This window comes from Paenibacillus sp. FSL P2-0322, assembly GCF_037975315.1.
Classification (GTDB): Bacteria; Bacillota; Bacilli; order Paenibacillales; family Paenibacillaceae; genus Paenibacillus; species Paenibacillus polymyxa_B.
On the sequence record NZ_CP150243.1, the window covers coordinates 5,092,642 to 5,112,492 of the forward strand.

Annotated in this window: 15 protein-coding genes; 2 read left to right on the forward strand and 13 right to left on the reverse strand. The window is 45.3% G+C overall.

What is annotated here, in order from left to right; translation table 11 throughout:
• Positions 1-6: 6 nt before the first annotated feature.
• Positions 7-1,020 carry a sugar ABC transporter permease gene (locus MKY24_RS22635; RefSeq protein WP_339200929.1) on the reverse strand — a complete coding sequence of 338 codons (1,014 nt, stop codon included), beginning with the start codon at positions 1,018-1,020 and terminating at the stop codon, positions 7-9.
• A 241-nt stretch (positions 1,021-1,261) separates the two neighbouring features.
• On the opposite strand from MKY24_RS22635, the gene MKY24_RS22640 reads away from it, so the two are divergent.
• Complete coding sequence (locus MKY24_RS22640; RefSeq protein WP_023990335.1) at positions 1,262-1,738, forward strand: GyrI-like domain-containing protein; 477 nt, start codon at positions 1,262-1,264, stop codon at positions 1,736-1,738.
• Positions 1,739-1,812: 74 nt separating this feature from the next.
• Here MKY24_RS22640 and cydC read toward each other — a convergent pair whose 3' ends face one another.
• The 8 genes from cydC to MKY24_RS22680 all read right to left on the reverse strand — a co-directional run bounded on the left by cydC (position 1,813) and on the right by MKY24_RS22680 (position 13,594).
• On the reverse strand, positions 1,813-3,579 hold the full coding sequence (gene cydC, locus MKY24_RS22645) for a thiol reductant ABC exporter subunit CydC (protein ID WP_339200930.1): 1,767 nt from the start codon (positions 3,577-3,579) through the stop codon (positions 1,813-1,815).
• Complete coding sequence (cydD, locus tag MKY24_RS22650; protein ID WP_339200931.1) at positions 3,560-5,320, reverse strand: thiol reductant ABC exporter subunit CydD; 1,761 nt, start codon at positions 5,318-5,320, stop codon at positions 3,560-3,562. Before cydD ends, cydC begins: the two co-directional genes overlap by 20 nt.
• The gene (cydB, locus tag MKY24_RS22655; RefSeq protein ID WP_023990338.1) at positions 5,320-6,333 is read right to left on the reverse strand and encodes a cytochrome d ubiquinol oxidase subunit II; all 1,014 of its coding nucleotides are present in this window, start codon (positions 6,331-6,333) and stop codon (positions 5,320-5,322) included. Before cydB ends, cydD begins: the two co-directional genes overlap by 1 nt.
• A complete protein-coding gene (locus MKY24_RS22660) occupies positions 6,320-7,726 on the reverse strand; it encodes a cytochrome ubiquinol oxidase subunit I (protein ID WP_068938261.1) in 1,407 nt (468 codons plus the stop codon). Before MKY24_RS22660 ends, cydB begins: the two co-directional genes overlap by 14 nt.
• 406 nt (positions 7,727-8,132) lie before the next feature.
• The gene (locus MKY24_RS22665; RefSeq protein WP_339200932.1) at positions 8,133-9,791 is read right to left on the reverse strand and encodes a response regulator transcription factor; all 1,659 of its coding nucleotides are present in this window, start codon (positions 9,789-9,791) and stop codon (positions 8,133-8,135) included.
• Positions 9,766-11,574, reverse strand: a complete 1,809-nt coding sequence (locus MKY24_RS22670) for a sensor histidine kinase (protein ID WP_339200933.1) — start codon at positions 11,572-11,574, stop codon at positions 9,766-9,768. Before MKY24_RS22670 ends, MKY24_RS22665 begins: the two co-directional genes overlap by 26 nt.
• A 164-nt stretch (positions 11,575-11,738) precedes the next feature.
• Complete coding sequence (gene def, locus MKY24_RS22675) at positions 11,739-12,320, reverse strand: peptide deformylase (protein WP_028541815.1); 582 nt, start codon at positions 12,318-12,320, stop codon at positions 11,739-11,741.
• A 218-nt stretch (positions 12,321-12,538) separates the two neighbouring features.
• The gene (locus MKY24_RS22680) at positions 12,539-13,594 is read right to left on the reverse strand and encodes a YrpD family protein (RefSeq protein ID WP_339200935.1); all 1,056 of its coding nucleotides are present in this window, start codon (positions 13,592-13,594) and stop codon (positions 12,539-12,541) included.
• A 219-nt stretch (positions 13,595-13,813) separates the two neighbouring features.
• On the opposite strand from MKY24_RS22680, the gene MKY24_RS22685 reads away from it, so the two are divergent.
• A complete protein-coding gene (locus MKY24_RS22685) occupies positions 13,814-15,223 on the forward strand; it encodes a stalk domain-containing protein (RefSeq protein WP_028541813.1) in 1,410 nt (469 codons plus the stop codon).
• A gap of 184 nt (positions 15,224-15,407) precedes the next feature.
• Here the strand turns inward: MKY24_RS22685 and MKY24_RS22690 are convergent, their stop codons facing one another.
• The 4 genes from MKY24_RS22690 to MKY24_RS22705 all read right to left on the reverse strand — a co-directional run bounded on the left by MKY24_RS22690 (position 15,408) and on the right by MKY24_RS22705 (position 19,746).
• Positions 15,408-16,382: a polysaccharide pyruvyl transferase family protein gene (locus MKY24_RS22690; RefSeq protein WP_023990345.1), complete on the reverse strand. Its 975-nt coding sequence runs from the start codon at positions 16,380-16,382 to the stop codon at positions 15,408-15,410.
• Entirely contained in the window at positions 16,357-17,736 is a 1,380-nt protein-coding gene (locus MKY24_RS22695; RefSeq protein WP_279835125.1) for an oligosaccharide flippase family protein, read from the reverse strand. The genes MKY24_RS22690 and MKY24_RS22695 overlap by 26 nt, the downstream gene beginning before the upstream one ends.
• Before the next feature lie 73 nt (positions 17,737-17,809).
• Positions 17,810-18,763, reverse strand: a complete 954-nt coding sequence (locus MKY24_RS22700; RefSeq protein WP_339202392.1) for a glycosyltransferase family 2 protein — start codon at positions 18,761-18,763, stop codon at positions 17,810-17,812.
• Positions 18,764-18,804: 41 nt separating this feature from the next.
• Positions 18,805-19,746 (reverse strand): glycosyltransferase family 2 protein, encoded by a 942-nt coding sequence (locus tag MKY24_RS22705; protein WP_264454523.1) that lies wholly within the window; start codon positions 19,744-19,746, stop codon positions 18,805-18,807.
• Between the last annotated feature and the right edge of the window lie 105 nt (positions 19,747-19,851).

Consider the following 19,851-nt stretch of genomic DNA (forward strand, 5'->3'; position numbering starts at 1 on the left):
CCCTCCCTACATGATGCTTTCTTTGGTCAGTTTTTTGAATATACCGTTCGCCGTAAACAACAGCAAAATGCTAACCAGTGAGTTGAAAATACCAATTGCCGTCCCATAAGAGAAGCGACCCAAATTAATCCCGTAATTGAGCGCGTACAGATCCAACACCTCGGAATAATCCGTCACGAGACTATTGCCAAGCAAGAACTGCTTTTCAAAACCATTGCTCACCAGATGCCCAATCGCCATAATGAACAGAACGGCAATCGTCGAGCGGATACCCGGCAGTGTAATATGCCACATCTGTCTCCAGCGGCTCGCTCCATCCACGCGCGATGCTTCATACTGCTCTTGATCAATTCCGGTGATTGCAGCTAAATAAATAATCGTATTCCAACCTGTCTCTTTCCATATGTCGGAAGCGGTTACAATGTACCAGAACCAGTTCCCCTTTGCCATGAACTGAATCGGCTCATCCACAATATGAAGCGCTACCAATATATCGTTGACAATGCCTCCGTCAATGGACAGCATTTTCGTGACCAATCCAGCCACAACTACCCAGGATACAAAATGCGGGAGGTAGGATATCGTCTGCACAAACCGTTTGAACAGCATTCCCCGCAACTCGTTTAACAGAATTGCAAAAAAGATCGGTACGACAAAACCAAATATAATCCCCATCAGGCTCATCGCCAGTGTATTACGTAATACTAGATAAAATCGTTCGTCCTGAAATAACTCAATAAAGTTATTCAGCCCTACCCATTTCTGGTCCGTAAAGGATTTAGCTGGCTTATAATTTTGAAACGCCATCGTCCAGCCCCAAAGCGGAAGATAGCTGAAAACAAACACCCATATGACGAAAGGAATGGACATAAAATAAAGATACTTTTGCTGCTTCACACTGTCCCACAAGCCTTTTCTACCACGTTCAGGCTTCGGGCCGCGAGCCTTGCGTGGTCTTCCCCGATTGGATTCAGGAATCACAGCACCATTGTTGGAAGCGGTTTCAGTTGAAGATTCCATAACAAGCTCCTCCTCATCTCTAGATACTATTATCATACTTTGCTGGCTTGGAAGCGGGTACCCGACGAATTAGGAGAAAAATCAGTTCAAAATTAGATATATGAGGGGTCTCTATGCCTTCCAAGCATAACTTTTTTGCGGATTCCAAACAAAATCGATCCTATAGTGAAAGATGACTAAAATTGTATTGGGGTTTACATTATAATCAAACTTGACAAACTTATTGGATGGAGGAGACTTTATGGAAACTAACGTAATAACATTACCTCTTTTTCATGTTGCAGGTTACAGAATCGAAGCCAATATTAATGAATTTGAGTCTGGTCTTGGCAAGAGCATCTATCATTCATTAATTGAAAGAAAAGATGAAATTCGGGACAGGAAAAATGAGAATGTAATTTTAATGCAAATTTATCCCATGAAGCCTGATTTTAATCCTCAGGTAGATAAGTTTACAAATATAATCTGTTATGAAATAAGTAAACTAGGTGAGGTTCCATTAAATATGATAAGTCATACTGTAAATGAAAGTAAGTATGTAACTTTCACACATAAGGGGCTTGAATCGGAGCTTGATCATTCGTATGACTACATATATGGCCAATGGATTAAAGATACCGGAAATGAACCGAAGGATTACGATTTTGAAATTTGGGGTGAGAAATATAATCCAGAAAGTTCAGACAATGAGATTGAATTATTTATAGCATTGAAATGAACGAGACACAACAATAGCCCCCAACACAAAATGTGTTGAGGGCTATTGTTTGCTTAGGTCAATCTATTCCTAGTTCACAGGCTCGGATGATCCAGCTCATACAGGTTGCGGTATCGGGGCTGCTCCTGCCAAAGCTTTTCATGACTGCCCCGCATGGAAATGACCCCTTTTTCCATAAAAATCACCTCGTCCATATGCTCCATTCCTGTCAGATGATGCGTGATCCAGATCAATGTTTTGCCTTTCAGCACACGAAACATCGTCTGCATGAGTTCATGCTCTGTCAGTGGGTCAAGTCCCACTGTTGGCTCATCCAGCAAAACAATCGGGTGATTTTGCAGCAAAATCCGCGCCAGTGCAATTCGCTGTTTTTCTCCACCGGAAAAACGAAGCCCCGTCTCCTGCATTCGGGTATCGTAGCCCTCCGGCAAAGAATCAATTAGAGTTCCAAGCCCTACCTGCTCTGTTACTGCACGAACCTCATCCAGCGTAGCATCGGGTCGTCCCAGCCGAATATTGTTCGCTACCGTTGTATCGAATAAATACGGCTGCTGGTTTAGCACCGCAAATAAACTGGAGTATGCTCCACCTGTATATACGGGAATCCCTGCGACAGTGACGCTACCTTCATCAGGCTGCAATGCTCCCTGAATCAGGTTCAGCAGCGTGGACTTGCCCGCACCACTGCGGCCAAGCAATGCAACCTTGCCCCCCTGCGGTACGTGCAGGGAGATATTACGCACGCTCCATTCCTGCGTTGCCGCATAGCGGTAGCTTACGTTGTTCAGCAGCAGGTCTCCTCCGAGGCCCAATCGCATAGCGGTAGCCTGTTCCTCTAGAATGTCTGCTGTTCCGCCTGCTCCCGGTGTAGGTGTGTCTTTCTCCGAATCCTTTAACCGCCGAAGTGAATCCTGATACTCCGGTGCATGAACCACCGCTTCTCCAGCGCGAACGAAGGCATCCAGCAATGGAAAAGCCACAAGGGCAAAGGATGCCAGCCATGTGGCTTCTATACGATTCTGTGCTACCAGTCCCCCGGCCCACACAGTCATAATCACAATCCCGCCGCCTACAACGCATTGTGCGATCCAATGAGAACGCCACTCGCTCCGGCGAAGTGAATTCTCCATCACGGCAGCCCTATTGTGCCGTTGTGTAAAGGTACTCAGGAAATGCCCAGTCCGTCCGCTCAGCACCAGATCACTCATGCCGAACAGAGCATCCGTCAGCTCCTGATAGGCTTTACTCCGTTCCTGCTTGAACATTCGCCGTTTGGCGAGTGAGGTCCATAGTGAGATAGCTGGGGCAATAAAAAGCAAAAATCCGCCATATAGCGCCATGAGCAAGGCAAAGGTTCCGTCCATCCGTCCGAGCGCCAAGATGCCTGCTGCATAAATCAGCAAAGCCGATAGCGCAGGCAGAACTAGCTTCAGATAGATGTTTTGAAGCTGCTCAATATCCTCTGCCAGCAATCCTAATAGATCCCCTGTACGGAATTTGCTGCGAATCATCAGCGCCTGCGGTTCTACTGCCCGATATAAGCGTACCCGCATACGGGACACAAGGCGCAGTGCGGCATCATGTCCTACCAAGCGCTCCAGGTACTGAATAACCGCTTTACTAAAGCCAAATGTTCGCACAAGCACAATTGGAACGTACACCATTAATATATTTTCCGGTTTTAAGGCCGAACGGGTAATCAGATGACCGGACGTAAAGAGCAACGCGCCCGCACATCCAATGGCCAGCGCGCCCAAAAGAGCAGCTGCCAGAAAGGCCCAAAAATATTGTCTCAGATACGTCACAAACCAGCCTTGTCTGCTATTGTCCGTTACTCTCATATCGTCCGTTCCCTCCTTCCGATATCCCCGTCAGCAATCGGTAATATGCTCCCTTACGGGCAATCAATTGCTGATGGGAGCCTACTTCTTCCAGGCGACCTTGATCCATCATCCAGACACAGTCCATTTCTGGCATCCAATGAAGCCGGTGGGTGGCAAGAAACATTCTCTTATGTTTCAAAACCGATAAAATCGTCTGTTTTAGCTCCCATTCTGTCTCAATATCCAGATGGGCCGTAGGCTCATCCAATAAAACGACCGGACGATTACTGAGCAATGCCCGCGCCAATGCAATCCGTTGCGCCTGCCCTCCGCTCAGTGTCCGACCTGCTTCACCAATGGGCTCATTCAATCCACCCGGAAGACCGTCTACCAGTTCACGCAGTCCAACCGCGTCAATCGCCCACTCTATCTGCTGGTTGGATGCCTCCGGTTCATAAAAGCGGATATTATATGCCAGAGAAGCGCTAAACAGGTATGGATGCTGTGGAATATAGGCAATATGCCGTTGCCATTCAGCTTTGGCATCCCCAGCCAATCCGCATCCATTCAGGAGCAGCTCACCCGAAGTGGGATCAGCAAAGCCGCCAAGCAGACTAAGCAGCGTCGTTTTACCTGCACCGCTAGCGCCAACGATGCCGATCATGTTCATGTGCGGTTCAACATGTGCAGACACATGTTCAAGCCGAGCCGAACCGTCTTCATTCAGGAGGCACACATCAGATAGCTCGAGAATGTCCAGTCCCGTGATGTCCAATCCTTTATCGCTAGCTGCCTGTTTATTCGGCTCGGTCGCATTATCTTCTGTACTGAGAATGGAGCGTATTGCTCCCCAAGCCTCCTTACCATCCAGTGAAGCATGATAGTCTGATCCCAACTGGCGTATGGGCATAAAATATTCTGGTGCCAGAATAAGCACCGCAAGCGCTGCCTCCAAACCTACCGAGCCACTAATCAGGCGCAGCCCCAAGCCTACCGCGACAAAAGCGACCGATAGCATACTAAAAAAATCGAGGGCAAATGAGGAAAGAAACGCTACCCGCAGCGTGCGCATCGTTGCTGTGCGGTATTGGTCGCTGACCTTCCCAACCGTTTCCCCATGCTCTTGGCTACGACCCAAAAACCTTAGTGTCTGAAGTCCACGTAGCGAATCCGTGAAATGGTGAGATAACAAACGATAGGAACGCCATTGCTTGTCTGCCTGCTTCCGCGCTGCCAAGCCGAGCAAAATAAAGAAGCCCACCAGAATCGGCATCGTAGTCGTCAAAATTACACCTGAAATGACATCCAATGTGAAAACATACACAAGCACAAGTATAGTTACAGCCATCATGTCAATCATTCGAGGAATGGACAGTTCCAAATACGTGCGAAAACGATCCATGCCGTCCAGTGCTAGCGTCACCAACTTGCCACTGCCTTCCTGCGCTGCAAAACCCGGCCCCCGTTCGAACAAACGTGCAAGCAGACGCTCCCGTAAGGAAGCGCCTGAAGCTTCGGCAAAACGGCCGGCTGTCCGACGTTGCAGCCAGATCATCGTATGCCTCATTGCAAAAGCTGCGAAAAACAACGCCAGCGACGGCCAAGCCATCACCAGCGGATTTTTATCAAACAAAATCGTAACAGCCTTTGCCAAGAAGACTGCTTGTGCAATCACAGCAGCCCCCTGGAGCAGGGAAAGGGCAGCCAGTAGCAGCATTACTGGCCGAATGCCCTTTAATTCTAACCATGCCTTATCCATTAGTATTCCAAATGATCCTTCTCACTGAGACGCTTATGGAAAACAAAATAGCTCCACGCCTGATAAGCCAGCACAAAGGGTAAAAGCGTTGCTGCAACAATCGTCATGGCTTTCAGTGTGTAATGACTGGAGCTTGCATTATAAATCGTCAAATCAAAAGCACTGTTAATCGAGCTCACCATAAATCTTGGGAACAAACCAACGAATAACGAAACGAAGGTCAGCAAAATCAATGCACCTGTCATCCCGAAGGCCCATCCTTCGCGGCTCTGCTTCAGGAAGTACCACGTCAGCACATAGGCGACAATTCCCACTGCTACCGCAGCATACATAAAGGGACCGCGACGTGCAAATAAATCCGTTGCAAAATAAGTCCATACCACCATGCCAGCGAGTAAAATGCCCAATACCGGAAGAAATTTGGACGCAATCACGCGAGCACGATCCCGTACTTCTCCAATCGTCCGCAGGGAAATGAACGTCAGCCCATGCATTAGGCACATTCCGACCACTGTCAGTCCAATCCATACGGTGTATCCATTGAACACATCGGAAAATCCAGCTTTCAAATCCATGTTTTGCTGAATAGGTACACCTTTCACCAAAGCCGCAAAAGCCATACCGAACAGCATCGGCGGTAGAAAGCTACCAATCAGAATGCAGGCATCCCACGTTCCTGTCCACCATTTCCCTTCAGCCTTGCCGCGGAACTCAAAAGAAACTCCACGCAAGATCAAACCTAGCAAAATAAAGACAAATACCAGATAATATCCGCTGAACATAGTTGCATAAAAATGCGGGAAAGCGGCAAACATCGCACCTGCTGCTGTAATCAGCCACACTTCGTTGGCATCCCAAAATGGACCAATCGTATTGATCATCAAACGTTTTTGTTGGTCATTGCGCGGTACCAATCCCGTGGCCATCCCCACGCCAAAATCAAAGCCCTCCAGAAAAAAGAAACCGGTAAACAACACTGCGATCAATAAGAACCATAAATCATTTAGCGTCATTATTGTCACCCCCTTGGGCAAATGGATCATGAATTACCGTTTGCTGATGTGGCTCGATATCTGGACCTTTGCGAGCCGTACGGTAAAACAGAAATGCCAGCACACCTGTTAAAATTAAATACAATGTGGTAAATGAGATGAACGAGAACAGCACTTCTCCTGCCACAACCGTAGGCGAAACAGAATCTTTTGTTTGAAGCAAACCAAATACAGTCCACGGTTGGCGACCTATTTCGGTCATGATCCAACCAGCAGTATTCCCAATGAATGGAAGGGATATCCCCCATATCATAAGACGGAAGAACCAGCGATGTGAACCTTCCAGCTTTTTACGGAACGTCAGGTAAGCACCGTATAAAGCGAGTGCAATCATGCCACATCCCGCCGCAATCATAATACGGAAACTCCAGAACGTGGTACGTACTGGCGGGATATAATCACCCGGACCATAGGTTTTTTCATATTCTGCTTGAAGCTCATTCATACCAGGCACAGAGCCGGAAAATTTACTATAAGATAGAAAACTCAGAGCAAAAGGAACTTTAATTTCAAAGGTATTTTCCTTCTTTTCAGGATCAATACCCGCGATAACTGTCCAAGGAGCGGGGTCACCGCTGTTCTCCCATAAGCCCTCACTGGCAGCCATCTTCATCGGTTGTGTTTTCACTAAATATTGAGCCTGACCATGACCAAACAAAGGAATAGCAATGGCACTGATTAAGGCAACAATAATGCTCAATTTAAAAGAAGGTTTAAAAAAGTCCATATTCTTTTTGTGCATCAGCTTCCATGCACTGATACCCGCGATAAGAAATGCCCCCGTTGCAAAAGCAGCAAACAACGTATGCGGAAATTCCCATAACAGTTGTTCATTCGTTAACAGAGCAGCAAAATCTTTCATTTCTGCACGTCCATTTTGAATCTCATATCCTACTGGACGCTGCATGAATGAATTAGCAGCTAGAATCCACAATGCCGATAGCATCGTACCGATAGATACCAACCACATACAAATTAAATGGACCGTTTTGGACAATCTTTCCCAACCGAATACCCATAATCCGATAAAGGTCGATTCCAGGAAAAATGCAAGCAGCGCTTCAATCGCCAGCGGCGTACCGAATACATCACCGACAAAACGGGAAAAGTCCGACCAATTCATCCCGAACTGGAATTCTTGCAAAATCCCGGTGACTACGCCCAATGCAAAGTTAATCAGCAGAAACGTTCCCCAGAATTGAGCCATTTTTTTGTACAAGTCATTTTTTTTGATAACATACATAGTCTCCATAATTGCCACCAATAACGACAATCCAATGGAGATCGGCACATAAACAAAGTGAAGAATCGTTGTAGTTGCAAACTGCAACCGTGCCAAATCCAATACGTCCATGATGTTGCTCCTCCCCCTGCACTTCTCTTAACATTGATTTATAGTGTCTGTAATCTGAAGTCTTCTACATTTGTGATAGTATTCACATTCTTACATATGCAGCGGTCACTTTTTAGAAAATGACTCACTCAACTACCTTCACCATGGTTGTCATGATCCGGCTTCAGATTATCCCCATTATATAGAATAAATTTAAATGAAATAGAATCGAAAATGTGAACATCGTGTCAAATCTGTGTCATAACGATGGCGATTTGATGAAAACGGCCTAAACTACATAATAAATGTGACATTTTCGATTGATCTATCCATTTATCCGCCATAAAAAAAGAGCCTCTCTTCGTTCGGAGGTCGTACCTCCGACATCTGTAAGAGAGACTTCATAGCGTTAAACCTAGGGATTCTATCAACAGCCATCTGTTCCTCCGTTCTTTTGAACCCGATTACGGTAGGAGGAAGGTGACATTCCAACATACTTTTTAAATTTACTATGAAAATAATCTGCATTCGCATATCCTACGCGTTCCGCCACCTGGTGCACCTTAATTCCTTGAGCAAGCAATTCTCTTGCTCGCTCAATCCTCACCTTATCCAGGTAGGCATTAAAGGCCTCGCCCGTATGACTTTTGAACAGTTTGCCCAAATAGCCACTATTGTAATTGAACATATCTGCCAGTAACTCCAGTCGCAAATTTTCATCATAATGACTATGTATAAAGTCAATCATTTGTTTCATGATGATGCCCTTGCCACCAGATTCAGTCTGGCCAATCCATTGCAACACATGCTCCAGCGAGTGATCCACCAGCTCGCCCAATGTGGAATAAGCATATACATCGGTTATAAAGCTGGAGTGCTCCTCCAGCACGGTTCGGCTGTGATCCTGTCCAGCTGCATACTTGTTCAACGCCAGTGTGAATGTTTGGGCGAACGCCGCCTTGATTGCAGATTCTGTGCGATAAATCCGTGGAAATTGGCCTTCCATATCCTTAATGACACGGGTTGCAGCTTCACTATTAGCCATATCTAGCGCATAGTACAGCTTTTCTGCATAACGTATGGGATCATCTGTGGCACTATCAGACGCTCCACTCCTTTCAGTCTCGACTGTCTCCAATTCGTGTAGGTCTCCGGAAAGCATGACTCTTTCTGCCCGGAACAAAAACGTACGCTCCAATAATCGTAGTGCCTGCTCAAAAGATCTGGGAATGTCGTTAAGAATGGCTACAGAATCACCGGCAGCCACATAAATTTCCGTAGCCCACGGCTTTAGCTCCTGTCGCCAAGCAGCCAGTAACTGAACAGCATCTTTCTCCGTTTTTAACGTGGCGGGAAGCAAAAGACCCATATATATTCCAGCCTCAAACACGATACCTCTGCCCTGCACATGGCACAATTCTGTTAGCCGCTGCTTTGCTGCCGACTGCCGGGCTTGCCGATCCCAGTCAGGTATACGTAAATCCAGCAGAATAACCTGATAGCTACTCCAGTCCAACGCTGGTAACACGGGCTGTTGTCCATGTTTTCCGTTACCGCTTTGATGTTCAGCTTGCTTGGATGCTCTGTGAAGAGAATCACTGCTTTCCACAGCATTACGAGCATGCTCTCGATGATCCGGAAACAATAGTGCTTCGATCCAATTACGCTCATGGGAAGGCGGACTTCCCCATTTGCCGTCTTCTTTCTCGTCCTCAATGTTTTGCCATACCCGTTTCAACTCTGTCGTCATTTCTTCCTCATCAACTGGCTTCAGTAGATAGCCATCCACCCCGAAGCCCATGGCTTGCCGTGCATAATCAAAGTCTGCATATCCGCTTAATATGAGAAAATGAAACGGCTCTCCGTTCTTTTCACGTATGCTTCGTATGACCTCCAGCCCACTCATCCCGGGCATACGAATATCTACAATGACCAGCTCCGGTCGATGCTCTCCGAACTTATCCAGAGCCTCGCGCCCGTTCCCTGCCGTGTCGACAATACGGAAGCCACAATTCCCCCAGTCAATAATGGAGGACAATCCTTCACGAATCGCAGGCTCATCATCTACAATCATTGCTTTGTACATTCGACTCTTCCTCCCTTGGTATGGAAAAGTATACGGTTGTTCCTTCTTGTAATGCGCTTTCAATATGCAGTCCATAACGTTCGCCGTACATCAATGTTAGACGTTGATGTACATTACGCAGGCCAATACTGCTCCCTTCTGGCTCTTCCGTCCCCCTGATCCGAGCTAGCAGACGGGTCAGTTGCCCAGCTTCCATGCCAATCCCATCATCTTCTACTTTAATTTTCAGCTCTCTTCGTTCTATTGCAATATCTACCTTCACGGTAACTGGCTCTTCCTTATTTTCCAGGCCATGAATGACTGCATTTTCCACCAGCGGTTGTATGATTAAGGGAGGAATCGACAGGTCCGTCGCGCTTTCTTCCAAATTCACTTCATAGATCAAACGATTTCCAAATCTGAACTGCTGAATTTGCAAATAGGACCGCACCATATCCAGCTCCTGTAGTACCGTCGTTTTACCACTGCCAATCTCCAGATTCCGGCGCATCAGCCTGCCAAGCAAACGCACCGTCGTTGCAATTTCCGCTTCCCCATTCAGATGTGCTTTCATTCGAATGGATTCTAACGCATTAAACAGAAAATGCGGATTAATTTGGCTAGCCATCATTTTTAGCTTGATATCCTTTTGTGCCAATTCCAGTCTGTTGTTATGCTCACTCGTCTCATAGACCTGCGCCATGAGTTGGCGAATACTGTTCACCATATAGTTGAAACGGCGGGATAAATCCCCGATCTCGTCCCTTCCCTCCACACTCGATACCACATGAAAATCGCCCGCGGCTACCTTACCCAGTTCATAGCTCAACCGCTGTAGGCGTTTGGTAATCAGCCAGGAAATGATGGTGATCAGAATCAGTGCCATAACCAGCACCGCAAGAACACATAGAGCACCAATCAAGCTAATTCGGTTGGCTCCCTGTACAATATGCTCCGTCGAAAACACTGAAATAATCGTAAATCCGCTCACACTGGAGGCGGGCAGCAGCTCATCCACGATGATGTTGGAGGACTTCCCGTTGATTTTCGCTTCATATATTCCCTTACCCGCACGCTGGACATCAAAGCCCAAATGTAAATCTCCCAACGTCTGACCCACCGACTGCGGACGAGTAGCTGCGACCACAATACCATTACGATCTGCAATCAATGTTTCAAAGGGCTCCTTGCTCAGCATATCATTCAACTCGGTCTGACTCAGCGATATCATCAGAACTCCCTTGGTATTATATTCGGGAAATGGAATTTGCCGTACCAGGCTCAGGCGATTAACCGGGTTATCTTCCTTATCCTGAATGTAAAACCAGTTAATCGCCGTCCCCTTCAAAGCCGTTTGGAACCACTGCTGCCGCTCAATGTTAGAGTCTACTGGAATAAACTCCAGATTATTGACAAGCGTCGGATTGTACGAATAGAACCGGATGGTAGCAACCTCTCTATATTGCTGAGTATACTCATTAAAATCCTTGTATTGATGATACGCATTCATCAGCTCTACCATACCCGGATACCGTCGGTTCGCCATCTCTCTCAGCCTCTTATCGAACATGAGCCCATTTGAAATATCCGTTGGCACACGCAGTAAATTTGCCGTCTGGCTCTTGATCTTTTCCACATTGTTTACCGTCTGGGCAATTGCACTATTCAATGCCTGCTCTCGCAAATAAAAAGTAACGCAGCCGCCTACCACCAGCACCGGGATCATGACAATCAGTACATAGGAGAACAGCAGCTTATTCCGCATACGCATATTATTCATCAGAAGCCGTACTCCACGATTCATGTCATCCCTCCTATAAGATAAGCGCTTACATTTTTGTGTATTTTCACATCCTCTATCACGAGCTACATGTTTCCAGTTTAAAGCTTCGTAACCTCTATATCCATATTTTTTTGCAAAATTAAAAAATGTGGCGAACGGAGTCACCACACTTTACGGATCATGAGCTATTTACGTACAAAAGGTTCGATATGCACTCCCTGCGGCAGCTTGTGCGGATCTTCCGGATTGATACGGTCATAGAACATAATACCGTCCAAATGGTCCATTTCATGCTGTACTACAATCGCTGCATAACCTTTGAAAGTCAATAGCTCCTGTGTTCCGTCTGGTAAATTGGCCTTAATACGAATTTTTTCATAACGAGGTACATATCCGGCTACGTACCGATCTACAGACAAGCACCCCTCACCTTGTTCCAAATAAATCATGGACGTGGAGTGGCTGACCAGCTTCGGATTAAACAACGCATACTCTACCGTTTTGTCCCCATCTTCATAATAAATAGCGCACATTCTTTTGTTCAAACCTACCTGGTTCGCAGATAATCCCACACCCGGGCGCAGTTCATAGCGGGTAGCCAGCTCTTCATTTTGGCTATTTTTCAGATAATCCAGCATCCATTGCATCTGTTGAAGATCCTCTTCAGACAGTGGCAAGCATACCGGATCCACCTTCGTACGCAAAATAGACTCCCCTTCACGCACGATATCCTTCGTGAGAAGCATGTCCATCGATTGATTACTCATTCGTCAGCCTCGATTCATTAAAATAAATATACTTTCATGTTATTCTGCAAAAGTTAGGGGAGTTCCCAATATTCCTACAAGTTTTATCCCATAAATTATATCTATTCATGAAATGAATTGTCAAAATGAAGCGGTAGTGGAGTGTAAGCAAACAACATGGCTTTTAATAAAAAAATAAAACCGCTCCTTAGAACGGTTTTATAAACTATATTAATATACTATTTTGAAAGCTTAAAAGATGTACTATTTCCACTAATTGTGACTTGAGTATTGGCTACTTCATCTTTAACTGGTGTTTTGGCTATCCCGTCAATTGATATTTCACTTAGAGTAGAATTCATCTGCCCGCTTGCTCCGGAACCAGCAATAGTTGCTAACAACTTATAATTAACTACACTGTTCACTCCAATATTTGATTTAGAAAAGATAGTGGTCAGCTTAGTATCACCATGTCTTGAACATCCAAGATCCGCACATATAGCAGTTCCCGCAAGTTTTAATCTTACAGCGTTATGTTCAACACCACTAGTATAGTTCCTCCATAAGTCCATCTGAACTGGCTGTCCAGTAATATACCCATTTTTATATTGTACCTGATTATAACCATCAAGTAGATATGAAGTTGACAGTGGATCGTCCCCACCTATTTTAAGATAAGGCTGCCAAACTCCCGGAGCATCTCCTTTACTATAAGCCAATCCTGCATCAACTTCCAATCCCCTTGCTGTAAACCCTGTATACATATACGGGGTTCCATTTGTAGCCAGCAAAGTAGAGTTACTTGATGTAGTAATGGCCCTAGTCTCAATGTAGTTACCTGTCGTACTATTGACCAATACCCTTCCTCCAAATCCTCCTTGTATTGCTTGTGGTTTAATAAAGTGTGTTTCCTCTCTACCATTTTCAACTGGTAAAATAATCAACTCTGGATCTTTAATTGAAGAATCCTCATAAAAAAAGAGGTTAGTATCGTCCAAATAACAGTAGTCAACAGTTTCATATGTAGAAGATTCAATAGATGCATTCAATGATTGACTATTTGCTTTTTCTTCTCTAACAACTTTTTTGGCTTGAATAATAAAGTTGTTTATCTTTTCCTGGCTAACCTCAGCATCATTTTTTACTGTAACATTTTTAGAATGTTCTAATCCATAAGTTGATTGCGTTACTGAATCGCTAACTTTTTCCGTAATATCTTCGTTATTAGCCGAAGCAGTAACACCAATTGAAGAGAATAACAGAAAGATAATTATTGAGAACTTTACCTTTTTCATTCACTCTCACCTCATCCTAATTTTTGAGAAAAATTTTTGCTATTCCCCTTCCCTAATATTGTAAAAATTTTCACCCAAAACATATAATAGTATTTCATTATTCATTTGTCTACATTTTTTATGGAAACAAATACATATTAGATGGATTTATTTGCAATTTCTTTCTTGTTTATGGTTATATGATATTAGAAGTTATTTCAAAAAAGGAGAGAGCATATCTTGAAAAATCAAAATTTAAAGCAATGTTTCATAGCTTTATCAGTTATTTTATTAATTTTCTCCTCTTGCTTAGTTTCAAAAGAAGCATATTCAAACGAATATGTAAAACCGTCTCCAGATATAGTTCAATTTTCAAGCAGTGGTGAACATACTTACGCTATTGACAATCAAGGAAAGCTACTTGCATGGGGGCGTAATGAAGATGGGGAATTAGGCTCAGAAGACGGCATAAATCGTTCCGTACCCTCTCCTGTGGTTTCTATGTCATCTGATACTTTTAAACAGGTCACCACGGGTCGCTTTGGTTCTCTAGCCATAAAAACAGATGGTACCGTTGTTAGTTGGCAAAGTAAAAAAAATCAAGGTCGTAGTGTTGCCCCTAAAACCTTCTCAAGCCTAAAAAATGTTGTTAAAATTGCCGCCGGAGGAGATCACTTTTTAGCATTAGATCAAAGCGGGCAGGTTTGGGGCTGGGGTGATAATTCTCGGGGACAATTAGCCAACTTTAAGTCATCTTTCATCAATGAACCAACTTTAATAAAAGATCTACCCATGAATATTGTGGGTATAGCAGCTACGAATCAGGGTTCCTTTGCACTTTCCAAGGATGGAACATTGCTCTATTGGGGCGGCGACAATGAAGATGCGAATATTAAAGAACCACAGCTGCTTAAACAACTTAAAAAAATTAAAATGATTAAAAGTGGAGATTTTGCTATAAGTGCAATTGATATGAATGGCAACGGGTGGACATATAATCCGCTAGAGAGCAAAACTAAACAGTTTAAAATTCCACAGAAGTTAAAAGATATCTCTGCTCAATTCGACCACACTGTTTCATTTGTAACAACTACTGGCGATGTCTGGATTTCTGCTGGTAATTCCAATCCAGAGAAAGTAAAGGGGCTTGCTAATATATCGGAAGTAAACTCTGGAAACGACTTTACAATCGTAAGAACGGAAAACAATAAATTATGGAGTTGGGGGAGCAACGTTAACGGTCAACTTGGAATTGACTCGACATTGAAAAATGTAAAGCAACCGACTATTGTAGTGAAGCCTATTCAATTGACCGTAGATGGCTCTATCATGGATCTGACTACCACTCCCAAATTACTGAACGGCTCAGTCTATGTTCCTTTCAGAGGAATATTTGAAAAATCAGGAGCTAAAGTCATTTGGAATAGTAGCCAAAGGGATCATGTCACCATCACAAAAGGTAAACTGACTATAGAACTAGTTGTAAACCAAAAATTCGCATTGGTTAATGGAAAAAAAGTAAGTCTCGCTGCTCCTCCAAAATATATAAACGGGAGTATTTTGGTACCGATCAGATTCATTTCTCAAACCTTGGGTGCAAAGGTAAACTGGAACGCATCAAAATATGAGGTAACTGTCAATAATCAATAGAAGCCAAGAAAGAACGAGCGATCATCCCATTAAATATGAATAGCCTTAATAGTTCACAAGCTTAACTCTTAACTATCCTTATTAATTTAACACAAGCAAAAATCTCCTATACCAATGAAATGGTCAGGAGATTTTTTGCCGTTATCATACCTTTGAAATTAATCATACGTATCTTTTCTTACTATTAAGATGGCTGCTCCAACGCACTTGGAGCTTCACTAAACAGCTGCGCCTTTGGATTCGGCTGTGTCCAGGTATTATAATATTGCGAGTTCTTGCCGTAGGAATTGTCAATGACAACGTGCGGCATATCAAGCAGACAGGCCAGAATGTGACCGTGCAGCCGTGAAGTGCGAACCTCGCGGTAAGAGCTGAACAGCGTAACCGCTTTGTTCATGAGATGGTCTGTGTACTTGTACCAGAACGTACGTGTAGGCAACGGTCCACCGATTTTCTTATCCAGTCGATAAAACTTCTGGAAATAGACAATTCCCTTCACTTCCAGCGGAGTGAACAAAGTATCCCAGTCCAGCCGGTGAGCGGCATCTGCCTCGTCATCGAACTTCTTTTGTCCACCCACCGTTTCAATATCAGTCCGCAGGAAATACAATACATCCTTCACTGTTTCCGTAGTCGGCTTCAATGGCCAGAGCTGGTGCGCCATATCAGGGCATAGTGTGATACTGCACTGGTTCAGCTTGTCCTTAGCCCACTGATAAGAGCGTGTATCCCGCACAAACATATGTAGATCCGGATGAGCATTGAACAAGGCAGCGACTTCATTAGCCTTCTGTTCAGATTGAAAGTGGATCGTCTGCGGCATAATTACAATTCGGTGGTTAGGGAAATCGCGAACGATGCGTTCTCGCAAATTTTGGTGATTTGAATAGAGATCGCCGAAGTTGCCGCCGCCGTGGCACACGATAATCCAGTCACCCGGAATTTGAAGCCGATCGGGAATATCCATAGCGCTATAACGGGCACGGACACGGATGCCATTATCCTTGAAGAACGCTTCGGTGCCTTTCATGATGAGTACATCCCCACCGTTATTATAGACGGGATAATCGACATAAATGATATTCGAACCTTGGGGGACTACGTCGAGAATGACGCTCAGCTTATTTTTCAGTTTAGCCATGGGATGCAAATTCGGCATCTTTCAGTTCTCCCTTCCTGCGCTTCTTTTGTATAGTCTGAATGACAAATGTAATGTCACTTTTATCAAAAATGATCCGTGATAGCGGAACATTGAAAAACATCGGGAATGAGAACAGTGAGAACGCCAATCGTACACAAGCGCCTACAAGCAAAGCAATCGCAATGCCGTCCAGACCAAAGATCGGTGTACAAATAAAAAATAGACCGACGGTGATCGCATAGGCTACAATTTGCCGGAACAATACCAGTCCCGGACGTCCCAGCGCGTTAAAGGCCGAAGCCAGAATCCATGAGCCGCCACCAATGATACATTCCAGTGACAGCAGGTAGAACGTTAGCGATGCTTCCAGAAAAGCGGGGCCGTACAGCAAACCCAGCATATAGCGTCCAATGAAGAGAGCAGGCACAATGACGATTAGCATCGCAGCCATAGAGATGCGAAAAGCACGACCTACTGTTTCGACAATCTTGCTGTGCTCCATCCCCGTCACCTTAGGAAAAGTAACGTTAGTGACAGCATTTTGCACCACATTGAACACACGAGACAAGGCGTAGACAACAGAGTACAGACCGAACGCTTTGGGTGATAGCAGCGCCACAATAACGATTTTGTCCGTTTGTGTGGACAGCGTCCCCATCAGCTCCATCCCGTAAACCCTCGCTCCATAGCTATAATAAGGACGAAGCACTTGACGGCTGGTAAATGGGCGGAAAGCACGCACATTCATATACTTGCGCAAACGGAGGAACGCCCATACTAGCGCAAGGAAACTCGCGGCAAAATTCACTGCTCCTGCCAGCTGCACATTGAGCAGGCCCATCAGCCACAGTGTCACCAGACCGATGAAATTCAGTAACGGGTAGTAAAACAACAGACCGTTATATACGCTAAAGCGATCCAGCCCTTGCGACAATGCTGTCGTCAGCGCTGTAAGCACTGCCAGCGGTATGGCTGCCGCACAATAAAGCTGGGACAGCTGGATGATATCCGCACCATAACCATTCAGCCACAGCGGCATGCATATCCAGGCCACCGCTCCCGCCAACAAGCTGGCAGGCAACTGAATCCAGAGTGACAACGTCAGTAGTTCTTCCGTCGTGCCTGTTTTCTTCTTGATGTTATAAATTAACGACGTTGGTAATCCGAAGCTCAACACACTGCCGATCAGCGTAGGCCAGAACAGAACTGCCGCCAGTTCTCCTTTCCCCTCTACTCCGAGCATACGTGCGGTCAGGATGGAAGTCAGGGTCGTGACGATTAGCACAAAAAAATTGTTAAAGCTCGTGCGCATGATCGTTTTGGCGAGACTGTCACCCGTGAATACTTTCCTTGCTGCTGTCCATGTGCTCATGTTACGTCCAACTCCTGTTCCTTATTAAGCCTCTCGTCTCTATGCTCACATTGCGTCTTTTGACGCACCTCCATCAGCCTACCGTTTTTTTGGAATTGCGTTCAGGCAACTGTCCCCCGCCAACAGGCTCCTTCTGACTTGAAAAGATCGCTTTCAACGCTCTTCTATAGCCTTGAATGGCAGTATGATTTTTCTTGGGCTTTTCTCTCAAAATCTGATACAACGTCGTCCAGTATAGTGCTGCATAACCAATCGGCCCAGATCCCTCTTCACGCAGGAGATGAATATGATTCATCACCCGCATATAAGTAACCTGCTCCATATTGTCGCGCGAGGACGGCGATTCGTGATGAAGCAGCGTAAGCGCCGGGTTAATGTATAATGGGCCGCTTTTCATTGCGATGCGTGAAAGTAATAAATCCTCGCCTACGCTATAGCTTTGCAACCAAGATACCGGCTCCAGACTGCGAATCGCTTCACGACGAAATGACATATTACAGCCATGGAAAAACTGGGTTCTAAACGTCTTCTTGGCCTTATGCCAGTTATACATCGAGCCGGACTGACCGCTGAGGGACAGCCTTCCTTTGGACAAAGACTGCTGGAATGACAGCAAGCATCGAATTGTTCCCATGAAGCTGTTACTCATTCCCTGTGCGATACCGCCGACACCAGCGGCCTGCGGGTAAGCCTCATAGGTACGCATCAACTCATTCAAATAGTTGCTCGGCAGCTCAACGTCATCGTCAAGGAACAAAATGATGTCACCCTGCGCAAGTTCAGCTGTCTTTACACGAGATAACCATAATCCCGGCTGCTCCTTGCGATGATATCGGTAGGTAATTCCCGCTCTACCCAACTGACGCTCATAACGTTCCAGCACATGCTTTGGCAGTTCTCCGTCGTCAATAATCCATAGCTCGGTTTCACATGCCTCCGGTGCTCCCCCAATGGCAATTGAATTAATGCATCGGGTCAGATCATCAACCCGATTTCGGGTGCACAGAGCAATGGACAAGCTTAACATCATACTCCCCCTTTATCCTGTCAGTGTGTAAAGAAAACAGTTTACTGAACCGCCGGGCCTAAATATTCGTTATATTTTTGCTTGCGCGGGTTCAGAATGAACAACACCCCCTGCTTGTATCCATCTGCGGCATTAAAATTGCGACGCAGCGTTTCTTTGAGCATCAAGTAGGATAAGGTCCATAAAAGGGCTCCATACTGAATCACTCCAGCCTTTTTCAAGGCAAGAAAATAATAGTGGTTAATTGCTGTAGCCTTGGCTACTTTGCCCGCCTTATCGCGCGAGCTTGGAGATTCATGATGAATGATGGTTAAGTCAGGATTGATAACCAATTTGCCGTAACGGCTCGCCAACTGGCACATGTACAAATCGTCAGCCACGGCATAACTGGTCATCCACGGATACGGCTTCATGTCCCGAAGCGCATCCCTCCGAAATGACATATTGCAGCCATGGAAAAATTCTGTATCGAAAACCTCAGTCGCTTCGCCCCAACGTAGCAAAGAACCTGCCAGACTACTAGGCGAGAGCTTGCCGAGGGATGAAGACATCTGAAATGTCAAAACGCCCAGCAGCTTTCCTGCCCGGCTCGAATGTAATCCCTTTGCAATCCCTCCAACACCCACAATCGTTTCATCCTGATCATAGGTATCGAGCAAGCGCCGGATATAGAGTTTATCGTCCAGTTCTGCATCATCGTCAAAATACAGCACAATATCATACCGCACAAGAGACAAGGCCTCATAGCGGGACAACCAAACGCCGGGACGACTTTTTTTATAATATTTCAAAACGCCTTGAGGCAATCCGGATACCATGTGACGGTACTGCTCGATCTGTTGGTCGGAAATATCGCCGTCATCAACAATCAGCAGTTCTACAGCCGTATGCTCCAATTGCTGCTGTACTGCAATAGATTGTATACAGCGTGTCAGGTCTTCGATCCGGTTGCGGGTACAAATGATGATGGAGACATCGGACATGCCATTACCTCCTGTGTGTGTATCCAGATGCTTTGGAAGAGATATTCTAAGTTTTTCCAATTGCTGGATTATATATGTTTATTGTATCTTTGACAGCGTTTTAGT